Annotated in this window: 19 protein-coding genes and 1 pseudogene; 5 read left to right on the top strand and 15 right to left on the bottom strand. The window is 64.7% G+C overall.

The window, feature by feature from the left end:
* The first annotated feature begins 411 nt into the window (after window positions 1-411).
* Genes CSZ94_RS19420 through CSZ94_RS19435 form a run of 4 tightly spaced genes read left to right on the top strand, consistent with a single transcriptional unit; the run spans window position 412 to window position 3,724 of the window.
* Window positions 412-1,602, top strand: coding sequence for an acyl-CoA dehydrogenase family protein (locus CSZ94_RS19420; RefSeq protein ID WP_102123028.1), 1,191 nt, complete (start codon window positions 412-414; stop codon window positions 1,600-1,602).
* A gap of 16 nt (window positions 1,603-1,618) precedes the next feature.
* Entirely contained in the window at window positions 1,619-2,764 is a 1,146-nt protein-coding gene (locus CSZ94_RS19425; RefSeq protein WP_102123029.1) for an acyl-CoA dehydrogenase family protein, read from the top strand.
* Window positions 2,761-3,258, top strand: a complete 498-nt coding sequence (locus tag CSZ94_RS19430; protein WP_102123030.1) for a MaoC family dehydratase — start codon at window positions 2,761-2,763, stop codon at window positions 3,256-3,258. The genes CSZ94_RS19425 and CSZ94_RS19430 overlap by 4 nt, the downstream gene beginning before the upstream one ends.
* A complete protein-coding gene (locus CSZ94_RS19435) occupies window positions 3,251-3,724 on the top strand; it encodes a MaoC family dehydratase (RefSeq protein ID WP_102123031.1) in 474 nt (157 codons plus the stop codon). Before CSZ94_RS19430 ends, CSZ94_RS19435 begins: the two co-directional genes overlap by 8 nt.
* Before the next feature lie 47 nt (window positions 3,725-3,771).
* Here the strand turns inward: CSZ94_RS19435 and CSZ94_RS19440 are convergent.
* The 3 genes and pseudogenes from CSZ94_RS19440 to CSZ94_RS19450 all read right to left on the bottom strand — a co-directional run.
* Window positions 3,772-3,966, bottom strand: a pseudogene (locus CSZ94_RS19440) (Tn3 family transposase); the annotation flags it as partial.
* Between the two features lie 46 nt (window positions 3,967-4,012).
* Window positions 4,013-4,708 (bottom strand): class I SAM-dependent methyltransferase, encoded by a 696-nt coding sequence (locus tag CSZ94_RS19445; protein ID WP_102123032.1) that lies wholly within the window; start codon window positions 4,706-4,708, stop codon window positions 4,013-4,015.
* Between the two features lie 11 nt (window positions 4,709-4,719).
* Window positions 4,720-5,610 carry an NAD(P)/FAD-dependent oxidoreductase gene (locus CSZ94_RS19450; protein WP_102123033.1) on the bottom strand — a complete coding sequence of 297 codons (891 nt, stop codon included), beginning with the start codon at window positions 5,608-5,610 and terminating at the stop codon, window positions 4,720-4,722.
* Window positions 5,611-5,777: 167 nt separating this feature from the next.
* Here CSZ94_RS19450 and CSZ94_RS19455 point away from each other — a divergent pair, with 167 nt between their 5' ends.
* On the top strand, window positions 5,778-6,224 hold the full coding sequence (locus tag CSZ94_RS19455; RefSeq protein WP_258001095.1) for an Rrf2 family transcriptional regulator: 447 nt from the start codon (window positions 5,778-5,780) through the stop codon (window positions 6,222-6,224).
* 176 nt (window positions 6,225-6,400) lie between these two features.
* Here CSZ94_RS19455 and CSZ94_RS19460 read toward each other — a convergent pair whose 3' ends face one another.
* The 12 genes from CSZ94_RS19460 to CSZ94_RS19515 all read right to left on the bottom strand — a co-directional run bounded on the left by CSZ94_RS19460 (window position 6,401) and on the right by CSZ94_RS19515 (window position 18,696).
* The gene (locus CSZ94_RS19460) at window positions 6,401-7,315 is read right to left on the bottom strand and encodes a diguanylate cyclase domain-containing protein (protein WP_102123035.1); all 915 of its coding nucleotides are present in this window, start codon (window positions 7,313-7,315) and stop codon (window positions 6,401-6,403) included.
* Window positions 7,312-9,789, bottom strand: a complete 2,478-nt coding sequence (locus CSZ94_RS19465; RefSeq protein WP_102123036.1) for a response regulator — start codon at window positions 9,787-9,789, stop codon at window positions 7,312-7,314. Before CSZ94_RS19465 ends, CSZ94_RS19460 begins: the two co-directional genes overlap by 4 nt.
* Before the next feature lie 15 nt (window positions 9,790-9,804).
* The gene (locus CSZ94_RS19470) at window positions 9,805-11,784 is read right to left on the bottom strand and encodes a PAS domain-containing protein (protein WP_146009854.1); all 1,980 of its coding nucleotides are present in this window, start codon (window positions 11,782-11,784) and stop codon (window positions 9,805-9,807) included.
* A 260-nt stretch (window positions 11,785-12,044) separates the two neighbouring features.
* On the bottom strand, window positions 12,045-12,410 hold the full coding sequence (locus tag CSZ94_RS19475; protein WP_102123038.1) for a YgiW/YdeI family stress tolerance OB fold protein: 366 nt from the start codon (window positions 12,408-12,410) through the stop codon (window positions 12,045-12,047).
* Between the two features lie 27 nt (window positions 12,411-12,437).
* Complete coding sequence (locus CSZ94_RS19480; RefSeq protein WP_102123039.1) at window positions 12,438-13,010, bottom strand: prepilin-type N-terminal cleavage/methylation domain-containing protein; 573 nt, start codon at window positions 13,008-13,010, stop codon at window positions 12,438-12,440.
* Window positions 13,011-13,098: 88 nt separating this feature from the next.
* Window positions 13,099-13,821, bottom strand: coding sequence for a hypothetical protein (locus CSZ94_RS19485; protein WP_102123040.1), 723 nt, complete (start codon window positions 13,819-13,821; stop codon window positions 13,099-13,101).
* Window positions 13,821-14,594 carry an ABC transporter permease subunit gene (locus CSZ94_RS19490; RefSeq protein WP_258001096.1) on the bottom strand — a complete coding sequence of 258 codons (774 nt, stop codon included), beginning with the start codon at window positions 14,592-14,594 and terminating at the stop codon, window positions 13,821-13,823. Before CSZ94_RS19490 ends, CSZ94_RS19485 begins: the two co-directional genes overlap by 1 nt.
* Before the next feature lie 11 nt (window positions 14,595-14,605).
* Window positions 14,606-15,322, bottom strand: coding sequence for a type II secretion system protein (locus CSZ94_RS19495; protein WP_102123041.1), 717 nt, complete (start codon window positions 15,320-15,322; stop codon window positions 14,606-14,608).
* On the bottom strand, window positions 15,319-16,041 hold the full coding sequence (locus tag CSZ94_RS19500) for a hypothetical protein (RefSeq protein ID WP_102123042.1): 723 nt from the start codon (window positions 16,039-16,041) through the stop codon (window positions 15,319-15,321). Before CSZ94_RS19500 ends, CSZ94_RS19495 begins: the two co-directional genes overlap by 4 nt.
* The gene (locus CSZ94_RS19505; RefSeq protein WP_102123043.1) at window positions 16,038-16,451 is read right to left on the bottom strand and encodes a hypothetical protein; all 414 of its coding nucleotides are present in this window, start codon (window positions 16,449-16,451) and stop codon (window positions 16,038-16,040) included. The genes CSZ94_RS19500 and CSZ94_RS19505 overlap by 4 nt, the downstream gene beginning before the upstream one ends.
* Window positions 16,448-17,152 carry a hypothetical protein gene (locus tag CSZ94_RS19510; protein WP_258001097.1) on the bottom strand — a complete coding sequence of 235 codons (705 nt, stop codon included), beginning with the start codon at window positions 17,150-17,152 and terminating at the stop codon, window positions 16,448-16,450. The genes CSZ94_RS19505 and CSZ94_RS19510 overlap by 4 nt, the downstream gene beginning before the upstream one ends.
* The gene (locus CSZ94_RS19515) at window positions 17,149-18,696 is read right to left on the bottom strand and encodes a hypothetical protein (protein ID WP_102123044.1); all 1,548 of its coding nucleotides are present in this window, start codon (window positions 18,694-18,696) and stop codon (window positions 17,149-17,151) included. The genes CSZ94_RS19510 and CSZ94_RS19515 overlap by 4 nt, the downstream gene beginning before the upstream one ends.
* Window positions 18,697-18,702 lie beyond the last annotated feature (6 nt).

Consider the following 18,702-nt stretch of genomic DNA (forward strand, 5'->3'; position numbering starts at 1 on the left):
TAGCAAGAAGTGGACGATGCCAATACGGGACTGGAAAGCGGCACTGAACCGCTTCGCCATCCAGTTTGAAGACCGGGTACCGCAGACTTAAACGAAAAACCGTTTACACAGAATTCAGTACACCCCCATTTAGGCGAGGAAACCATGGAACGCTTTGTGGACAAGCTCGGCATGGACCTCGGACGCGCTGCGAGCGCTTGATGATCGACGCAGCAGCCGGCCTGGGGTAGGGACGCTGCCAACGACGGCAACCGGCCAATTCCGTTCCATTCCAGGCAGCGCCGCCTTTGTAAAAGGCCTGGCGCTGCTCCCATTCTGTTGTACAATCATTGAGAACGGTCGTGCTTTTTTGTGCGCTGAGCTTCCTTGCGTGCAGTCATCACGGCAACCGATAAGAACAAGGAGACAGACATGGACCTGCATTACACGGCCGAGGAGACGGCGTTCCGCGACACGCTGCGCGCCTTCCTCGACACCCATCTGCCGGCGGACTTGCAGCGCAAGGTGCGCCAGCATCTGCGTCTGAAGCGTGATGATTACGTGCGCTGGCATAAGATAGTCGCGCAGCAAGGCTGGGCCGCACCGGCCTGGCCCGTCGAACATGGCGGCACGGGCTGGACGGCCGTGCAGCGCCATATCTGGGAAGACGAGTGCGCGCGCGCCGCCACGCCGCCGATTTTGCCGTTCGGCATCAACATGGTGGCGCCCGTCATCATGGCCTTCGCCAACGCCGAACAAAAAGCCTATTACTTGCCGCGCATCCTGAACTGCGACGACTGGTGGTGCCAGGGCTATTCGGAGCCGGGCGCCGGTTCCGACCTTGCTTCCCTGAAAACCACGGCCCAGCGCGACGGCGAGCATTACATCGTGAATGGCCAGAAAACCTGGACCACCCTGGGCCAGCACGCGGACATGATCTTTTGCCTGGTGCGCACGGATAGCACGGTGCGCAAGCAGGAAGGCATCACCTTCTTGCTGATCGACATGAAAACGCCGGGTATCACCGTGCGCCCCATCATCATGCTCGATGAAGAACACGAAGTGAATGAAGTCTTTTTTGACAATGTGCGCGTGCCCGTCAGCAACCTGGTGGGCCAGGAAAACAAGGGCTGGACTTACGCCAAGTATCTGCTGGGGCACGAGCGCACGGGCATCGCCGCCGTGGGCCGCTCGAAGCGCGAGCTGACTTTCCTCAAGCAGCTGGCCATGCAGCAAACCAAGCGCGGCGCGCCGCTGCTGCACGATCCCGCCTTTGCCGCCAAGGTGGCCCACCTGGAAATCGAATTGATGGCGCTGGAAATGACGGTCTTGCGTGTCATCAGTGAAGAAGGCAAGGGGCCGGGACCGCAGGCCTCGATGCTGAAGGTGCGCGGCTCGGAGCTGCAGCAGCAGCTGACGGAACTGATGGTCGAAGCCATCGGCCCGCAAGCCTTGCCCTTCGATCCGGCATTTCTCGACGGCAGCGCGCCACACAGCGGAGGCGGCGAAGACCTGGCCGCGCCGCTGGCCGCGTACTACTTCAATTACCGCAAGACATCGATCTATGGCGGCTCGAATGAAATCCAGAAAAACATCATCACGCAGATGATCCTGGGCTTGTAAGCCAGAAGGAGACGATATGGACTTCCATTTTAATCAGGAACAGCAGCAATTTGCCGACGCGCTCAGGCGCTGGGTCGACAAAGATTACCCATTTGAAACGCGCAAGCAGATCGTCCACTCGGCCACGGGCGTCTCTAGCGCTGCCTGGGCCACCCTGGCCGAGCTGGGCATGACGGCCTTGCCGCTGCCGGCCGGCGCGGGCGGCTTCGACGGCACGGCCGTCGACATGCTGCTGGTGATGCAAGAACTGGGCCGTGGCCTGGTGGTCGAACCGTATCTGGCCACCGTGCTGGGGGCGCGCTTTCTGACGCTGGCCGGCGGCCACGATGGCGTGCTGGAACAGGTTGCCAGCGGCAGCCTGACGCTGGCCTGCGCGCTGGGCGAGCGGCAGTCGCGCCACGATATGCACGCTATCGCCACCACGGCCACCGCCAGCGGCGACGGTTTCGTGCTCGATGGCGAGAAAACCGTCGTCATCCATGGCGCGCAGGCGGGCGCCCTCATCGTCTCGGCGCGCAGCGGCGGCAGTCAGGATGAGACGGATGGCATTTCGCTGTTCCTCGTGCCCGCCGACGCGCCGGGCGTGAGCGTGCGCGACTACCGCACCATCGATGGCCAGCGCGCCGCCACCGTCACCCTGGTGCAAGTGGTGCTGGGGCATGACGCCCTGATTGGTCAGGCGGGGCAGGGCTGGCCCGTGCTCGATGCAGCGCTCGACTATGGCGCCGCCTTGTTGTGCGCGGAAGCTGTGGGCGCCATGGATGCGATCTTTGCCGCCACCCTCGAGTACCTGAAGACGCGCCAGCAGTTCGGCGCGCCGATCGGCAAATTCCAGGCCTTGCAGCACCGCATGGCCGACATGTTCATTCACCTGGAGCAGGCGCGTTCGATGGCCATGCTGGCCGCCGCCAAGGTCGATAGCGACGACGTGGCGGAGCGCCGTCGCACGGTGTCGGCCGCCAAGGCGAGAGTGGGACTGGCCGCCACCTTTGTCGGCCAGCAAGCCGTGCAATTGCATGGCGGCATGGGCGTCACCGATGAATTGCCTGCCGCCCATCATTTCAAGCGCCTCTCCATGATCGCCCTGACTCTGGGCGATGTGGAGCACCATATCGAGCGCTTTATCGCCCAGCCGGGCTTTTTGCCGACGGAGACCGCATGACCGCATTGACCGGAATCAAACCCAAGCACTGGTATTTCGAAGATTTTACGCAAGGACTGGAAATCGACCTGGGCCAGCGCCACGTGACGGAGGCGGAAATCATCGCCTTCGCCACGGATTTCGACCCGCAGCCCTTCCACGTCGACCATGCGGCCGCAGAAAAAACCATCTTCAAGGGCGTCATCGCCAGCGGCTGGCATACCTGCGGCATGATGATGCGCCTGGTGGTGGATAATCTGCTCAAGCATTCGTCCAGCATGGGTTCGCCCGGTCTGGACAGCATCCGCTGGCTCAAACCCGTGCGCGCGGGCGATACCCTGCACCTGACCTATGAGGTCAAGGAAGTGCGGCCATCGACGTCGAAACCGGACCGTGGCATCGTCATTTCCGTGTGGAGCGTGCGCAACCAGCATGGCGAGGTGGTGACCACCGTCGAAGGCATGGGCATGTTCGGCCGCCGTCCGGTGGAACCAGTGGAGCAGCGCCATGCGTGATATCGCCGGCATCGCCGGTTTTCAAGCGCTGGCGGGACAGCACGTGGCCGTTTCCGACTGGCTCACCATCACCCAGCAGCGCATCGATACCTTCGCCGACGCCACGGACGACCATCAATGGATACACGTCGATGTGGAGCGCTGCGCGCGCGAGTCGCCGTACGGTTGCACCGTGGCGCACGGTTTCCTGACCTTGTCGTTGCTGCCGGCCATGCTTGCGGGCGCCTTGCACATGGCCGGCATCCGCATGGCCATCAACTACGGCTTGAACAAGGTACGCTTTCCCGCGCCTGTGCCCGTCGGCAGCCGTTTGCGCGCGCGGCTCGACATTCTTTCCGTCGACGACCTGCCGGAAGGGGCACAAGTACACTGGGCCGTCACCATGGAGCGCGAGGGCGACACGAAACCCGTGTGCGTGGCGGAGTTTTTGATGCGTTGTTATCCTGGTACGAGTTCGAATGGTTAGTATCTTTTATTCTGACTGTTCAGCAGCTAAATGTTGCGTTGACGGGTTGATTCCGCCATCTTGGTCAGACCGAGGTTGATAGCGTTAGCCAGGATCGCCGACAGTAGCAAGGTCTTGTCCTGAGCCTGCGCACTGCTTTTGAGGGGCACGAAGTGGCGGGTGAAGCCGGTCCGTTCATCCACATCCACCAGCAGTTCGGTGATTTTGATGCGCGGCAGAAGACTGCCGGCCTGGTCGATGAGCAGGATGTGCGCATCCCCCTAGGCCCTTGGTCGGTGCGGAACGCTCTTAATCAGGTTTCTGGTGACCAGCGATCCCCACCCAGCCACGAAAGGAAAAGGCGGCATAGAACAAAGCGACATCTACAAAACCGGCCTCACGCAACAGCGCTTCTTCCTCGGGGGGAGCGAGTAGCGACAGGCGTTCAGTCATCATCCTGCCTGTGTCTGTGGCCCTCGTCCAATCGAAGCCGGCTCGATCGCCGAACGCAACAGAGAGCTTCATCCACCGGCTAGGGTCAGGGCCGGGGGCCGAGTGACCAGCAATCACGATGCTAGCGCCAGGTTTCAGACGGTGGCGGATTTCACGCAAGGTATTCAGCCGCTCGCTTCGGTCGATGTGGTGGAGTGTGAGCAGGCATACTGCGCCGTCGAAGGGGCAGGCCGGCGCCTGATCAACGGTCCCGTCCAACAGATCGATCCGGTCCGCGAATGGCATAACCGTCTGGCGCGCCAGGTTCAGCATAGCCGGTGAAGGATCCACACCGGTAAAACGCCAACCCGCTTGCGCTTCGGCCAATGCTTTGGTTTCCATTCCGCCTCCGGCGCCGACGACAAGAATATGTGCTGCATTGGGAGCTTGTTCGGCAAGAAGCAACATCGTCATGCGATGGAGATCTACCAGTCCTGGCACTTTGCGAGGAGCATCATCCGTATAGGACGCGATAGCGCCCGAGTTAGCATAGGGCGAAGGTTTGTCGGTCATTATATGTTCCCTCAAAAAATTAACGAGCGATGGATGGCCAGTGCGGCCATGACCCCGTCGGCGCACGCAAAAGTAACGGTGTGGCCCGAGCGTGTGATGTCGCCAGCGGCGAAGACGCCGGCGACATTTGTTGCTTTCATCTCGTCCACGGTGACACAGGGTCCCAACTGCCCAGCTTTGATTGCACAGCCGAGCTGTTCGGCGATGTCGCTGCTAAAGCGATACGGTGGGCCGATGAAGAGCGCGTCCAGCGGTTGCTCATTGCCGTTGCTGAGCCTGATTGCAAACGGCGCCGCATCCTCACCCACCAGACGTTCAATGGGCGCGGGTTCGATCGTGACACCCCGCCGCACGAGATCCGCAGCCGCGTCCTGCTCAATCGCGCCTCCATTGAGAAAGAAAGTCGTCGGCCCCCATTCAGGAATCAAAGAAGCCTGATGAACCGACATAGGCGAAAGGTTTAGCACGCCAAGCCGTTTCCCGTTGAATTCATAGCCATGGCAATAGGGGCAGTGAATCACGGATTTACCCCAGCGCTCGGCCACGCCTGGAAGATCGGGCAGGATGTCTGTAATCCCGAATGCAAGTAGCAGCGTGGTGCCCGACACGACCTCACCTTTCGTCAACGTGACGCTGAAAGCGTTGTTTTCATGCACCGCGCCCACGGCCGCCTCGTCGACGAAACGTACTGTCGGGTAGGCTGCCACCTGGGCGCGCATGGTCGCGAGCATGGTCATGGGATCGCTGCCATCCTGGGCAAACACACCGTGTGAAGCGCTGGCGAAGCGGTTGCGGGGCGCGCGCGTGTCAAGAACGCACACTGAACGGCTCGCGCGCCCAAGATAGAGGGCGGCCGACAGCCCAGCGAAACTGCCCCCGATGATGATCGTGTCGTATCGCACTATAATCTCCTATTTTATAATCTCTTGTTTCTGCGGTGCTGGATAGCAAGGCCTGAAGCGATGAAGAAGCAAGACCTAGATGACGCGTGGCAAGTCATGTATCTTTTAATGATACGTGTCGAGGCATTTCATGTCAACGTCCACCGTAGCAGAGCAAGCATAGTCAAATGAAAGGTCACACGATGAACAGAGACACGCGACTCTCTGACGTACTGCACGTCCTCCTGCACATGGACCAAGTCGACGAGCCGCTCACTTCCGAGGTGCTGGCGCGCAGCATGGGCACCAACCCGGCCGTGTTTCGGCGCACCATGGCAGGGCTGCGCGATGCGAACTTGGTTCGCTCCGGCAAGGGACATGGCGGCGGGTGGCAACTGGCGCGTCCGTTACACGAGATCACGCTGCTAGCTATCTATGAGGCCCTCGGCCGCCCCAAGCTTTTCGCTATAGGCAATCGCAGCCGCCATTCGGACTGTCTGGTGGAGAAGAACGTCAATGCCGTTATGGTGGCTACCATGGCTGATGCAGAAGCCGCTTTTGTCAAACGCTTTGGCGAGATTAAACTGGACGAGATCGCATCGCGACAGCCTGCCCCGGTGCATGCGCCGACATAAGGCCCAGCGGAGGCGTTTTTGCCTCAGCGTTCCCGTTGATGACACAGCGGGAAATTGCTTGGACCGGAAATGGGCTTTCCTCGACGCTTGATTTAGCACTTTCCGCCCCCTCTTGTTGGCGCACTGGGATACGCTGTCGCGTTCGACGGATTATTGAGTGCGTCCGCTCACTCCCCCTACGACGCGCAATACCTGTCTCGTCCCGTATGCTTGGCGCGGTACAGCAGGGCATCGGCGGCGCGGATCAGGACGCTGGGGTCCATGCCTTCGGTGGGCATGACGCTGGCCATGCCCAGGCTGACGGTGACGTGCGGGCCGACGCTGGACCTGGCGTGCGCGATGTGCAGGGCGCGCACTTCGTCCAGAATGCGCCGGGCCACCACTTCGGCCCCTTCGCGCGTTTCCTGCGGCAGCAGGATGATGAATTCCTCGCCGCCGTAGCGCGCCAGCAGGTCGGGCGGGCGCACGGCGCAGCGGCGCAGGGCGGCGCTCACCTGCTGCAGGCACAGGTCGCCCGCCTGGTGGCCATACGTATCGTTGTAATCCTTGAAATGGTCGATGTCGGCCATGATGAGGGCCATCGGCACGCCGTCGCGCGCGCAGCGCCGCCATTCGCTGTCCAGCGTGTCGTTGAAGCTGCGCCGGTTGGCCACGCCCGTCAGCGAGTCCGTTAGCGACAGTTCGCGCATGGCGTCGGCTTGCCGCTTGATGGTCAGCTGGCTGCGCACGCGGGCCCGTACGACAGCCGCGTTGAACGGCTTCGTGATGAAGTCGACGGCGCCCGCTTCCAGCGCCCGCGTCTCATCTTCGGGCTGGTTCAGGGCCGTGACGAAGATGACGGGAATGGCACAGAGGATGGCCGATTCGCGCAGCGCATTGCACATGGCATAGCCATCCATGCCGGGCATGACGGCGTCGAGCAGGATCAGGTCGGGCAGTTGATTATGTGCAATTTCCAGCGCTTTCTCGCCGCTCAGGGCGAACAGCACCTCGTGTTCCTCGCGCAGCAACTGGTGCAGAATCTGAATGTTTTCCATGGCGTCATCGACGATGAGGATGCGCCCGTTCATGGCAAGGTTGGTCCAGCTCACTTGTTTTCCTCTCGTTTCAGCTGATCGAGCACGAGTTTTTCCGCTACGGAAAAATGCAATGTCTCGATCGCGTTTGCCATCGCCAGGGCCGCTTCCCGGTCTGACTGTTGCAGGGTGGGGTGCAGGGCGTGAAATTGCGCCAGCACCTTCAGGTTATTGTTGCGGATCAAGACGAGCAGCTGGGCCAGGCCTGCGCGCAGGTCGACCGGTGCGCTGCCGGGCGCGGCCTCGGTCGGCTGGCTGCGCCGCAAGGGCGAGGGCAGGGTGCGCGCCGCTTCGATGACTTCGGCCATCGCTTGTTCGAGGCGACCCAGCAAGATGGCTATGGCGTGCGATTGCCCCGTTTTCAGCGCTTTTTCCGCTTCCCCGGCCAGGCTGGCGATATGCGTGGCGCCCAGGTTGGCCGCCACGCCGCAGACGCGGTGCAGCAGCTGCGCCGCCTGCTGCGTCTGGCCAGCGGCCAGCAAGCGCCGGGTTTCCTCGACGGCGTCGCCTTGCGAATTTTCAAAGCGCTTGAGCAGGGCCAGGAAGGCGCCGTAATCGCCGCCGAAGCGTTGCAGCGCCGCAGCCAGGTCGATGCCGGGCACCGCAGCCGGCACCTCCGGCATGGGCGCGACGACATGGCCAGCCCGGACGGCGCTGTCGCCGTCGCCCCGGGGCGCGGGCACCAGCCGGGTCAGGGTCTGGATCATGTCGTCGACATCGATGGGTTTGGCCACATGCGCATTCATGCCGCTGGCGATGGCGCGCAGGCGGTCCTCGTCCATGGCATTGGCCGTCATGGCGATGATGGGCAGGTCCCGCAAGCCCAGGGCGCGGATGGCCAGGGTGGCGTCATAGCCATTCATGACGGGCATTTGCAAATCCATCAGCACCGCGTCCCAGGCGTCTGGCGTGCTGGTGAGCAAGTCGACGGCCAGCCGGCCGTTGGCGGCCATGGCCACGCGCGCGCCCGCGTGCAGCAAAATGTACTGCGCCACTTCCTGGTTGATTTCATTGTCTTCCACCAGTAGCACGCGCATGCCTTCCAGCAAGCCCGACAGGGGCGTGGACACGGGCGGCGCGGAAGGGATGCTGCGCCCTTCGCGCACGGCCGTCACGGCCGCCAGCAGGCGCGCTGGCGTGGCCGGTTTCGAAACGATGCCGGCCAGCGTCAGGCTGTCGGCCAGGCGTTCGAGGTTTTCCCTATCCTGGTCGGCCACCAGCATGATCACGGGCGGCAGCGCGAGGAGCGCATCGGCGCGCGCCTCGGTAAGCATGGAAATGCCATCCATGCCGGGCATGGCGGCGTCGAGCAGTACCAGGTCCGCTGCCGGGCCGCCGCTGGCGTGGGTGAGCAGCAGGGCCAGGCCGGCCGCGCCGCTGTCGGCGCTGCGGCTGTGCCAGCCCTGCGCCGCGCACCAGTCTTCCAGCATGGCGCGCACGCTGGCATTGTCGTCGATGATCAGCAGCGACAGGATTCTGGGCGCACCCTTGGCGGGCGGCTCGGGCGGTGGCGCCACCTTGTCGAAGCGGCAACTGAAGCGGAAGTCGGAGCCTTCGCCCAGCACGCTTGTCACGCTGAGGGTGCCCCCCATCAATTCCACCATGCGCCGGCAGATGGCCAGCCCCAGTCCCGTGCCGCCGTATTTGCGGCTGGTGCCGCTGTCGCCCTGGGAAAACGCGTCGAAGATGTGTTCCTGCTCGGCCGCGGCTATGCCGATGCCCGTGTCGCGCACGGAAAACTCCAGCGTGACGCTGGCCGCATCCCTGGACACGTCGCGGATGGACAGCACCACTTCGCCCTGCTTGGTGAACTTGACGGCGTTGCGCACCAGGTTGATGAGGATCTGTTCCACCCGCAGGGCGTCGCCGATCAGTTCGTCCGGCACGCTGGGGTCGAGCACGAACACGGGCTCCACGCCGCGCGCCCAGGCGCTGCTGGCCAGCAACACGGCTACGCTGTCCAGCAGGCGTTCGAGCTGGAAACGGCGCTGTTCCAGCACCAGTTGTCCCGCCTCGATCTTGGAGAAATCGAGCACGTCATTGACGATATTGAGCAGCGACTGCGTGGCCATCTGGATCTTGCCCACATAGCTGCGCTCGCGCCGCTCCAGCGGCGACTCTTCCAGCAGGCGCGCCAGGCCGATGATGGCATTCATCGGCGTGCGGATTTCATGGCTCATGTTGGCGACAAATTCGCTCTTCGCCGTGCTGGCCGCCTCGGCCTTGTCGCGCGCGCGCACCATTTGCTCGTTCAGTTCGTGCAGGCGCAATTGCGTGCGCTTGAGTTCAGACACGTCCGAGGCCAGCACGAAGAAGCCGCGCACGCCGCCACTGTCGTCGACATCGGGGATGTAGTTGGTCCACGTATGGCACACCTGGCCGGCGGGATCGAGCAGGTCGCGCTCAAAGCTTTGCGGCCGGCCCGCCAGCACGCCTTCGACGTGGGGCGCATGCACGTCGAACAATTTTTGCCCCAGCAAGTCGCGCATGTGGATGCCGGCCAGTTAGGCGCTGCTGCGGCCAAACCATTCATTATAGAAATTATTTGCAAAGCGGCAACGCAAGTCGGCGTCCCAGTACGACACCATGCCGGGCAGGTTGTCGGTGACGGTGCGGATGAAGCGCTCACTTTGTTCCAGGCGCCAGGTAGTGGCGCGCAGCACCTCGGTGGCGCGTTTGCGTTCCGTGATATCGATCGACACCCCCAGCACGTGGCTGGCGCGCCCCGCATCGTCGCGCAAGACCACCTTGCGCGTGGTGAAGTGGCGCGTGGTGCCGTCGGCCGTGTTGACCGCTTCCTGTTCGATTTCCACCATTTGCCCCGTGGCCAGCAGCTTGCGGTCGGCGCTGACGAAGGCGGACGCCTGCTGTGGCGGGAAGAAGTCGTGGTCGGTCTTGCCCAGCAATTGCTCGCGCGAGCGTCCCAGGGTCAGTTCCGCGTGGCGGTTGACCATTTCAAAGCTCAGTTTGTCGGCGCGCTTGACGAAGACCATGGCCGGGATGTTTTCGATGATGGTGCCAAACAGATGTTTCGAGCGGCGAAATTCCGCTTCGCTACGGTGGCGCTCGCTAACGTCCAGCCACAGGCCCGATACGCCCAGCAATTGCTGTTCGGATCCGAAAATCGGGTGATAAGAGACGATCCAGTGGCTCAGCTGTTCACGCTGCTGCCCGCTATGGCCTTTCAACTCCCTGTCGACGATGGGCATGCCCGTCTCGATCACCTGGCGCACGCAGCGCTCCACGTCCGCGCGCACGGCGTCGTCGAACAGCATGGCACCCACGGGACGGCCCAGATGCTGCGTCACGCTGGTCCCGTTGATGGCGGCCAGGTAGTGGTTGATCATGACGATGCACAAGTCCAGGCCCACGAACAGCATGCCGATGGGCGCCGTCGCATACACGGTTTCCAGCAGGCGCGTGGATTTTTCCAGTGCCAGCGTGCGTTCGGTCACCAGGCTTTCAAGCTGTGTGCGGTGGCGCCGCAGGTCCTGTTCCAGCGCGCCCAGGGCGCTGGCCATGTCGGCCGATTCGCGGTCCGTGTGCTTGTTCAAAAGCAAGGGTTTGCCCTGCGCCAGCGCGTGGATCTGCGAGGTCAGTTCCTGCAAGGTGCTGGCCAGGCGGCCGCCCACGCGCCAGGCCAGGGCAAAGCCGGCACCCAGCAGCAGGGCCAGGATGAGCGAGCCCGTGACGACCGAACCCAACAGGGCTTCGGCCACCGTGCTGGTGCGCATGGTGACGGCCACTGTCCAGCTGCTGTCGGGGGCGCGGCGAAAGCCCGTATACACATCCAGGCCTTCCAGGGTGGCATGGCGCAGCACGCCTTCGCGCGCCTGGCGTATCTGTTCCAGCAGGGGCGCCGAGCTGCGTTGGCCCACATAGCGCTGTGGCGCCAGGGTGCGCGCCACGTTGATGCCGTCGGCATTGATGATGGCTGCGCCCAGATAGGCCGGCAGGTGCAGCTCGCGCAGCAGCACGGGCAGGTAGTCGGGCGGGGATAGCGCCGTCAATACATGGGCGGCCCCCTTGTCGCGAGGCAAGGGCAAGTTCAGGGCCAGCCGCGGCACCTCGTCCGGCGCCATGAGCAGGCTGGTCAGCTGCGGCTTGCCGTACGCGCGCGCGCGCTCCGTGCTGGCGGCCCATTTTTGCGGCAAGGGGGGCAGCGCAAAGTTGGCGGGCAGGGCCGTATTGATCCGCTGGCGTCCCTTGGCGTCGGAGACGATGAAGGCACTGACGGCCAGGTCCGGCTGCAACAGGCTGTCGGCCAGCATGCGCAGGGCGCCGATGTCGTCCGCTTGCATGGCCGGCGAGGCAGCGAGGATGCGCGCGGCCATCCGGGCGCCGCTCAGGTCGCGTTCGACGGTGGCGGCGACTGCCCGTGCCGCCTGCGCCGTTTCGCTGACGACATGGTCACGCTCGCGCGTGTAGCTGTGCGCCACGAGCAGGAGAAACACCAGCGCCGTCGGCATGACCCAGGCGAGCACCAGCCATGAAATTCGTGAGCGTATCGAAGGCAAACCTTGCACCCGGAAAGCTCCCAGAATGGATGAGTCGACAGGCAGGCTCACGCTGGCGCTGGCTGACCTTGAATGAAAAGATGCTAGACGAAATTGATTGCTCTGACAAGCCTAGTTTCTGGAGTAGAAAAACGCTTGTGCAAGGACTACAAATGCAGCGCCGCGCTGCGCCGATGGCAGGCGGGCGAGGTGCGCATCCCGCCATGGCGGCGGGATGGCAAGGAAGCTTACGGGACGACGGTCAGCACATCGACATCGATTTCTGGGCTTTCCATGAAGTCTTTTTCCACTTCGCCACGGATTTCCACCTGGGTCCTGGCGTCGATCTTGCGGTTCATGAAGACCTTGTCATCGATGTCCACGCGGATTTCCGCCGTGCCGTCGGAGAAGGTGTATTTCTCCTTGCCTACTTTGCGCAGCAAATGGCCGCGCAGCACGACGGCCTGGTCGTCGACGGGATTTTTCAAGATGGCAGCCACGCTGCTGGGCGCGGTCGGGCCGGCCGTCGGTCCCACGTATTGGGCTTGCGCACTGCCCGCCAGCAAGGCGCTGGCGGCGGCCAGGGAGACGATGAGTGTGCGGTGCAGTGACATGGTATTCCTTTGATAGTGACTGGCGGCTCAGAAAAAGACGGCGGTGCGGGGGATGATAGCACCGGCATTGCCATATGCCATGTTCGCCCGCACGCTGCCCGTGCTGGCCACGCCATCGTCGAGTTTGCTGTCGATCTGCTCGGCGTAGCTCTCGGGCAAGTTGTCGAAACGGATGCCATTGCCGGCGCGGCCGCCCACCTCATCGTTGTACAGGTAGACGGCGCCGCCCTGGGCGCTGGTCATGAATTGCGAGGTGCCGTTGTAGGAGCCCGTGATGAAGCCGCCCAGCGCCAGGTGTTGCGGCGCCAGGGTGAATTCGCGCGGCTGGCCGTCGCCGATCTGGCCATCGCCATTGCCATTGCCGGCCGAGTTGGGTACGTGGGTGGTGCCCTGGCTATCGTCGCCGGGCAGGGCGCGGAATTTGTCCTGGTAGGCGTTGACGGCGGCCGTCAGCGCATTCGATTGCTGGATGATGTTTTTCACCTTGGCGCTGTCGATCAAGCCTTGCCCCTTGAGCACGCCACCGAGCAGCAGGCCGATGATGACCAGGACGATGGCGATTTCTACGAGCGTAAAGCCGTGCTGGCGACGTGGGGGCATGGGGATTTCCTTGGAAAAAATTGCTAGAGCTTGGAATGGCAGTTTACTGCAAATGCTGCCGGACGCGCATGGGATTTCCGGCGGCGGCTCATGGCGCTGGCTTTGCTTTCTTCTTGGCAAGTTCCTCGAGACGGTGCGCCAGGAAAGCCAGCTCGTGCGGGTCGGTGATCTGGCCGCTGGCGATCAGGCCGCCGATCACCAGGTGGGCGCTGTCGAGCTGGTCCATGTCTTCCAGGATGAACGCTTCCATTTCGCGCACCCAGGCTGGCACTTGCGGCCCCGTCGCCAACTGGCGCAACTCGCGCGCATACGACAGGGCCAGCGGCAGGTCGTGCAACTGGTGCCTGGCCACCAGCACTGCCTGCGCCATGGCGGGCCAGCGACGGTCCGGGTCGGCCGCAAAGCTTGCGGCGACAAACGCCAGCATGCGCCGCGCGCGCTGCGGATCGGCCACGCCCGCGTACACCTCGCTGGCGGCCATCAGCGCGTACCGGCTGCGCGGATCGAGCGTTTGCGCCGTGTCCAGCCAGCTTGCCAGGCGGTCATAGTCGAGCTGTCGCCACGGCAAGCTGACGCCGGGCTGGTCCTCGAACGATTGCAGGTACAGCAGCATGGCCTTCGACATCGCCAGCGGCTCGCCCAGGCTGGCCAGGCGCGCCACGGCCGCCGGAGGTGGCGCAGGCAGGGGCTGCGCCTGGGCGGGAGCGTGCTGTTGCGCCAGGCGCCAGCCCAGCTGCAGCAGCAGGCAGGCGGCCAGCAGCCAGCACAGGGGGCGCGGCACGCTCGACCAGGGGCGTTGGGCGCTGTCCATCAGATGTTGCGGCGGTAAAAGTCGCACAGCGCGCAGCTGGCCAGCAAGCCGACATAGATGGCCGTTTGCGCCGCCACGCGGCCCAGGGCTGGCCAGTCGCCGCTCGCGTACAGCAGCCAATCCGTGCGCGTAAAGGCGTCGAGGCTGGGCAAGAGCAGGGCCAACACGTCGATGGCGCCGGCCGTGGTCCGTTGCAGCAGGGAATCGCCCGCGTGGGGAGCGTGCGCCAGCAATTGCAGGCTGCCCAGCATGCGCGCCAGCACATAGAAGCCGCCCGTGGCGGCCAGCGCGGGCAGGGCTTGTTGCAGGCTGGCCGCGCACAGCAGGCTGAAGGCGGCGACGATCCACAGTTCTCCCAGCAACGACAGCGCCCACAGCGCGCTGTGCACGGGTGCGGCGAACAGCGCCATCAACAGGCCGAACAGCAAGGCGGGCAGGGCCGCCAGCGCTGCGTAGCCCAGCAGTTTTCCCAGCAGGTAGGCGGCGCGCGGCATGGGCAGGGCCAGCAGCAATTCCAGGCCCCGGTCGGCCGCTTCGCGCGCCATGCTGGTGATGATGAACGTGGCCAGCAGGAAGACGCTGGCCAGGCGCAGGGTGGCGGCCAGCAGCGCCGTCTGTACGGCGCCGCTTTCCGTCAGCGCCAGTTGCTGCAGGAAGCCGGCCAGGCCGGCGGCAGCGCCGGCGGCCAGCACGAATAGCCACAGCAGGCGGCTGCGCAGCGCTTCGAGCAGCGTGTAGCGGGCGATGGTGAAGGCGGGCCGGAGCATGGACATGGGCATCGGCATCAGCGTGGCAGCCTTTGCGCCACCACCATGCGGTTGAACAGGATGTTCGGCGACAGCCAGGCGACGAGGTCGTCGAACTCGCCGCCGGGCTGCTGCGGGCCGCTGGCGGCGCGGCTGATGACGATGGTGGCATTCGATGCGTTGTTGCGCTCGTCGACATTGTTGCCAAAAGGCGCAGCCTGGCGCTGGCCCTGCACGCTGGTGGCGCCAAAGCCGTTCTTGCCGTGGGACATGATCATGGCGGGGATATCGTTCAGCGCCGTCGCCTGCAACAGTGCGCCGCCATTGCGCGTGACGATGCTGATGTCGCGCGGCGTGGACAGGTTGAAGAGCTGGCCGCTGTCGCTGAAGGCCGGCGTCACGCTGTAGCGGAACAGATTGTTCCAGCTGTCGCCCTGGCGCAGCCCCAGCGTGGCCCAGGGCAGGAAACCGGCGCGTTTTTCTCCATTGCAGCGGACGCCGCGCCGGTCTTCCAGGCCATTGCCGGCGGAGATGGCGGGACACGGCAGGTAGCCATAGCGCAGCGCGTAACCCGTCAGCGCCTCTTTCGCCTCGTCCAGCGCCTTTTGCGTCTCGGCCACCTTGCGCTGCTCCAGTTGCACCGTCAAGGGCGTGACCAGGCCGCCTATCATCAGGCCGACGATGACGAGCACGATGGCGATCTCGATCAGGGAAAAACCGCGCTGGCGGCGGTACGGCAGAGGGCGGGCGCTCATGGCAGGTTGCGCGCGGCGCGCATGCGTTGGTACAGGGTGGGCAAGGTAATCCAGCTCAGCATGTCGTCAAAGGCGCCGCCGGGCAGCGCGGCATAGTCGCTGGCGGGGCGGGCGATGAAGCTGCGGCTGGCGCTGTTGTTGGCCGCTGCATCGATATTGCCGCGCGACGTGTTGAGCTGCCGCACGCCGCTGGCGGCCGTGCCGTGATGATTCTTGCCTTGCGAGAACAGCACGACGGGCAGGCACTGGGCGCTGACGTCGCATTGTTCCTGTCCCGCTACGTAGACGAAGTCGCCGTGGCTGTTGCGCGTGAGGACGACACGGTTGGCGATGGCGGAAAACGAGACGATGGGCGCGCGCGCCATTTCCGGCGTGACGCTGTAGCGCAGCAGCTTGCCCCAGGCGTCGACGCCCGCCACGCCCAGCGCGACCCACGGCAAAAAGCCGCTGCACTCGGCGTCGTCGGCGCAGTCAGCGGCCCGCTCGCACCCGTCGAGGGCGGAGGCGGCCGGACGGGGCAGGCGGCCTTGCGTGGCGGCAAAGCCCAGCAAGGCTTCGCGCGCCTGCGCCAGGGTGGCCAGGGTGCGCTGCTGGCGCTGGGCCTCGCGCGTGTTGTGGCCGAAGGTGCTGATCAACAGGCTGGCCGCGCCCAGGCTCAGCACGGCCAGCAGCAACAGCAGGGCGGCGCCGCGCTGGCGATGCGCTTGCTTCGGCGTCATGGCTGCGTCTCCTGCGCCTCGGTGACCGTGCCGCTGGCCGGGTCGTAGCGCTGGCCGGGTTTCAGCAGCACCACCTGGCCGTTCGACAGGCGCAGGGTCAAGGTGCCGGGCTTGCCACGGGCAAGGCGGTTGTGCGGCTCGTTCTGCGCTTCCTGGTTCAGCCAGACGGTGGAGCGGCCGCTGCTGCGCAGTACCACGCCATTCAATTCCACGGGCGGGGCGGGTGGCGGCGGTGGCGCGGGCGGCGCCAGGGCGGTATCGGCCGGCGGCGGCCCGTAGCGCTGCGCATCGATCTGGGCACGTTGCTCGGGCGACAGGAACAATCGTCCCAGCTGCGGTGACTGTGTCTGTCCTTGGGCCGCGAGCGCGCTGCCAGCCAGCAGTGCGCACAGGACGAGGGTGCACTTCATGGCTGCCCCAGTTCGGGCACGGCCATGCTGCCCAGGGTCAGCCACAGCAGCTCGCATTCGGCGCCCAGGGCGGGCGCCATGGCGCCCGTGGCGATTGCGTTGCCTGTACCGGCCCCGGCCGTTGCCTGGCGCTTGAGCGTGCATTCCTGCACGGCGAAATAGCCGGCCTGGCGTAAATCGTCCAACAGGTTCAGCAAATCCATCTCGTGCAGCAAATCCATCTGCAGGCGCATGCGGCTGCCGCGCAGATGATATTGCCCCATCACCATGGGCAATGGCACTTGCAGTCCTTGCTGCGGGCTGATGTCATAGCTGATTGGCAATAATTTTCGCTGTTCCTGGCTGCGGCGGATGGCGTCGATCCAGGCCAGGCGGTTTTCCTCGCCGATCAGGCCGCGCTGGCGCAGGGCCAAAAATTGCGGTTCGTAGGCGCGGATTTCCTGCTTCTCCGCTTCCGCGTGGTTGAACAGGATGCTGGCCGCCGTGCGCGTGCGGCGCGCCATGTCCAGCTGCTGCGCTTCGCGTGCGCGATAGGCGGCGCTCAGGCTGAGCAGCACCACGCTGGCCAGCAGGGTCAGCGCAAAGCACAGCAGGGCGTTGCGCACCAGTTGCAGTTCTCCCAGCCAGGCGGGCAGGGTGCGCGCGGGCGTGCCGGCGCGCTGCATGCCGGGCAGGGGCGCTTGCTTGACGGGGCCGCTCATGGCTGCCACGCGAGCAAGAGGGTAAAGCGGGCCTGGCTGTCCGGCGACGTAGCGGCGCTCTTGCCGGACAGGGCCACGCTGGGGCGCAAGTCCAGCGGTGTTTCCTCGATTGTCACCTGCAAGCCAGGCTGGCGCGCCAGGGTTTGCGCGAAGGCCGTGATGGCGGCCAGCGCGGCGCGGTAGTCATTGTTCGGCACGGCCACGTCCGCTTCCAGGCGCAGCGCCTGCGGCGGTGCGACAGGAATGCCGGCCTGGGAGCTGCTGCCCGGCTGCTGCGCCGGCTGGCTGCCGGCCGCGCGCGCGGGCGCCTGGCCTGCATGCCAGTGCAGCTGGCTGAGCGCAACCTGCGGCGCCTGGTCCAGCGCGGCGCTCAGCATGCCCAGCAGGCGGCCCGGTTCCGGCGCATGACTGGCGATCATCTGGCCCAGGGTCACGGCCACTTTCATGTTCTGCGTCTTGGCCGGCGCAGGCGGCTGCGTCGACATGACGATGCGGTAGCGTTCCTGGTAGGACGCCGTTTCCTGCGCCAGGCCCTGCGTGCTGGCGTCGTCGGCTATGCCGCCGAGCAAGTGAATCGCGCACCACAGCGCGGCCGATCCGCCGATCAGCGCACTGGCGCCATACAGCGTGTTGCGCGCGCGCTGGAAGTGGTAATAACGGGCCAGCGCACCGGGCGGATAGTGACTGGGGGGCGGATGCTTGCCCAGCAAGGTCAGCAGCAATTCGTCGGCCAGCGCCGGCGTCTGGCGCAAACCCACCCGTTCGCCGGCCAGTTGCAGGTCGATGAAGTGGTAAGCCACTTCCACGCCGTTGTCGCATAGCAGTTCCAGCTTGGCGATTTGCGCGGCCGGCGCCAGGATGACGGTATTCAAGACGTCGCCGCGCGCCAGCATGCGCGTGCTGGTGAGAAATTGCCGCGTCTTTTCCGTTTCCAGCGCAATATTCACGGCCACGCCGTCGAGCGCGATGGCCAGGGTCTGGCGCGAAAAGCGCAGCTGGCCCTTTTCGTAATAACTTTGCCGCAAGCCGCCCGATTGCTGCGTCACCAGCAGCAAGTGTTCGTGCGCGACCGCCAGCTTTTTCACCAGGGCAATACTCAGCAGGCTGGTCGAATAGATGCCGGCCACGGGCACGCGCAAGTGATCGAGCGCTTCCGTCCACGGCTGCAGCAAGCTGGGGTTGGTCAGCGCAAAGAACAGCACCTGGTCGTCGTGGCGGCCCGTGTCTTCGCGGCCCAGCAGGGTGCTGCCCCGGTAGGGCGTGTCGCGGTGCAATTGCTGCTTGCGCCGCGCCAGCAAGGCGCGCCCCGCCTTGCCGCGCACGTGGGGCAGCAGCTGGCGCTGGAAATCTTCCTCGATCAGGTCCGTCAGCAGGTAGGCGGGCACGTCGAGCCGCTGTGCCTGCGGTTCTTCCAGCCATGCGGCGAAGTCGTCCAGCCCGGCTGCGCTGGCGGGGAAGGTCTGGCCCTGGCCCAGCACGCCTTGGTTCCAGTCGTAGGCGCACAGGGTGTCGCTGGTAATGTAGAGTAATTGTTTGCGGAACACGGCGGC

It is taken from the genome of Janthinobacterium sp. ROICE36 (assembly GCF_002869965.1).
Classification (GTDB): domain Bacteria; phylum Pseudomonadota; class Gammaproteobacteria; order Burkholderiales; family Burkholderiaceae_D; genus Janthinobacterium.

Excerpts from the sequence above, each read along its gene's own strand:
- CSZ94_RS19430 (WP_102123030.1), top strand. The coding sequence starts at position 2,761 with ATGACCGCATTGACCGGAATCAAACCCAAGCACTGGTATTTCGAAGAT.
- CSZ94_RS19490 (WP_258001096.1), bottom strand. The coding sequence starts at position 14,594 with ATGTCCATGCTCCGGCCCGCCTTCACCATCGCCCGCTACACGCTGCTC.
- CSZ94_RS19505 (WP_102123043.1), bottom strand. The coding sequence starts at position 16,451 with ATGAAGTGCACCCTCGTCCTGTGCGCACTGCTGGCTGGCAGCGCGCTC.
- CSZ94_RS19510 (WP_258001097.1), bottom strand. The coding sequence starts at position 17,152 with ATGAGCGGCCCCGTCAAGCAAGCGCCCCTGCCCGGCATGCAGCGCGCC.
- CSZ94_RS19465 (WP_102123036.1), bottom strand. The coding sequence starts at position 9,789 with ATGCGCGACTTGCTGGGGCAAAAATTGTTCGACGTGCATGCGCCCCAC.
- CSZ94_RS19435 (WP_102123031.1), top strand. The coding sequence starts at position 3,251 with ATGCGTGATATCGCCGGCATCGCCGGTTTTCAAGCGCTGGCGGGACAG.
- CSZ94_RS19500 (WP_102123042.1), bottom strand. The coding sequence starts at position 16,041 with ATGACGCCGAAGCAAGCGCATCGCCAGCGCGGCGCCGCCCTGCTGTTG.
- CSZ94_RS19445 (WP_102123032.1), bottom strand. The coding sequence starts at position 4,708 with ATGACCGACAAACCTTCGCCCTATGCTAACTCGGGCGCTATCGCGTCC.
- CSZ94_RS19495 (WP_102123041.1), bottom strand. The coding sequence starts at position 15,322 with ATGAGCGCCCGCCCTCTGCCGTACCGCCGCCAGCGCGGTTTTTCCCTG.
- CSZ94_RS19485 (WP_102123040.1), bottom strand. The coding sequence starts at position 13,821 with ATGGACAGCGCCCAACGCCCCTGGTCGAGCGTGCCGCGCCCCCTGTGC.
- CSZ94_RS19420 (WP_102123028.1), top strand. The coding sequence starts at position 412 with ATGGACCTGCATTACACGGCCGAGGAGACGGCGTTCCGCGACACGCTG.
- CSZ94_RS19480 (WP_102123039.1), bottom strand. The coding sequence starts at position 13,010 with ATGCCCCCACGTCGCCAGCACGGCTTTACGCTCGTAGAAATCGCCATC.
- CSZ94_RS19455 (WP_258001095.1), top strand. The coding sequence starts at position 5,778 with ATGAAAGGTCACACGATGAACAGAGACACGCGACTCTCTGACGTACTG.
- CSZ94_RS19475 (WP_102123038.1), bottom strand. The coding sequence starts at position 12,410 with ATGTCACTGCACCGCACACTCATCGTCTCCCTGGCCGCCGCCAGCGCC.
- CSZ94_RS19425 (WP_102123029.1), top strand. The coding sequence starts at position 1,619 with ATGGACTTCCATTTTAATCAGGAACAGCAGCAATTTGCCGACGCGCTC.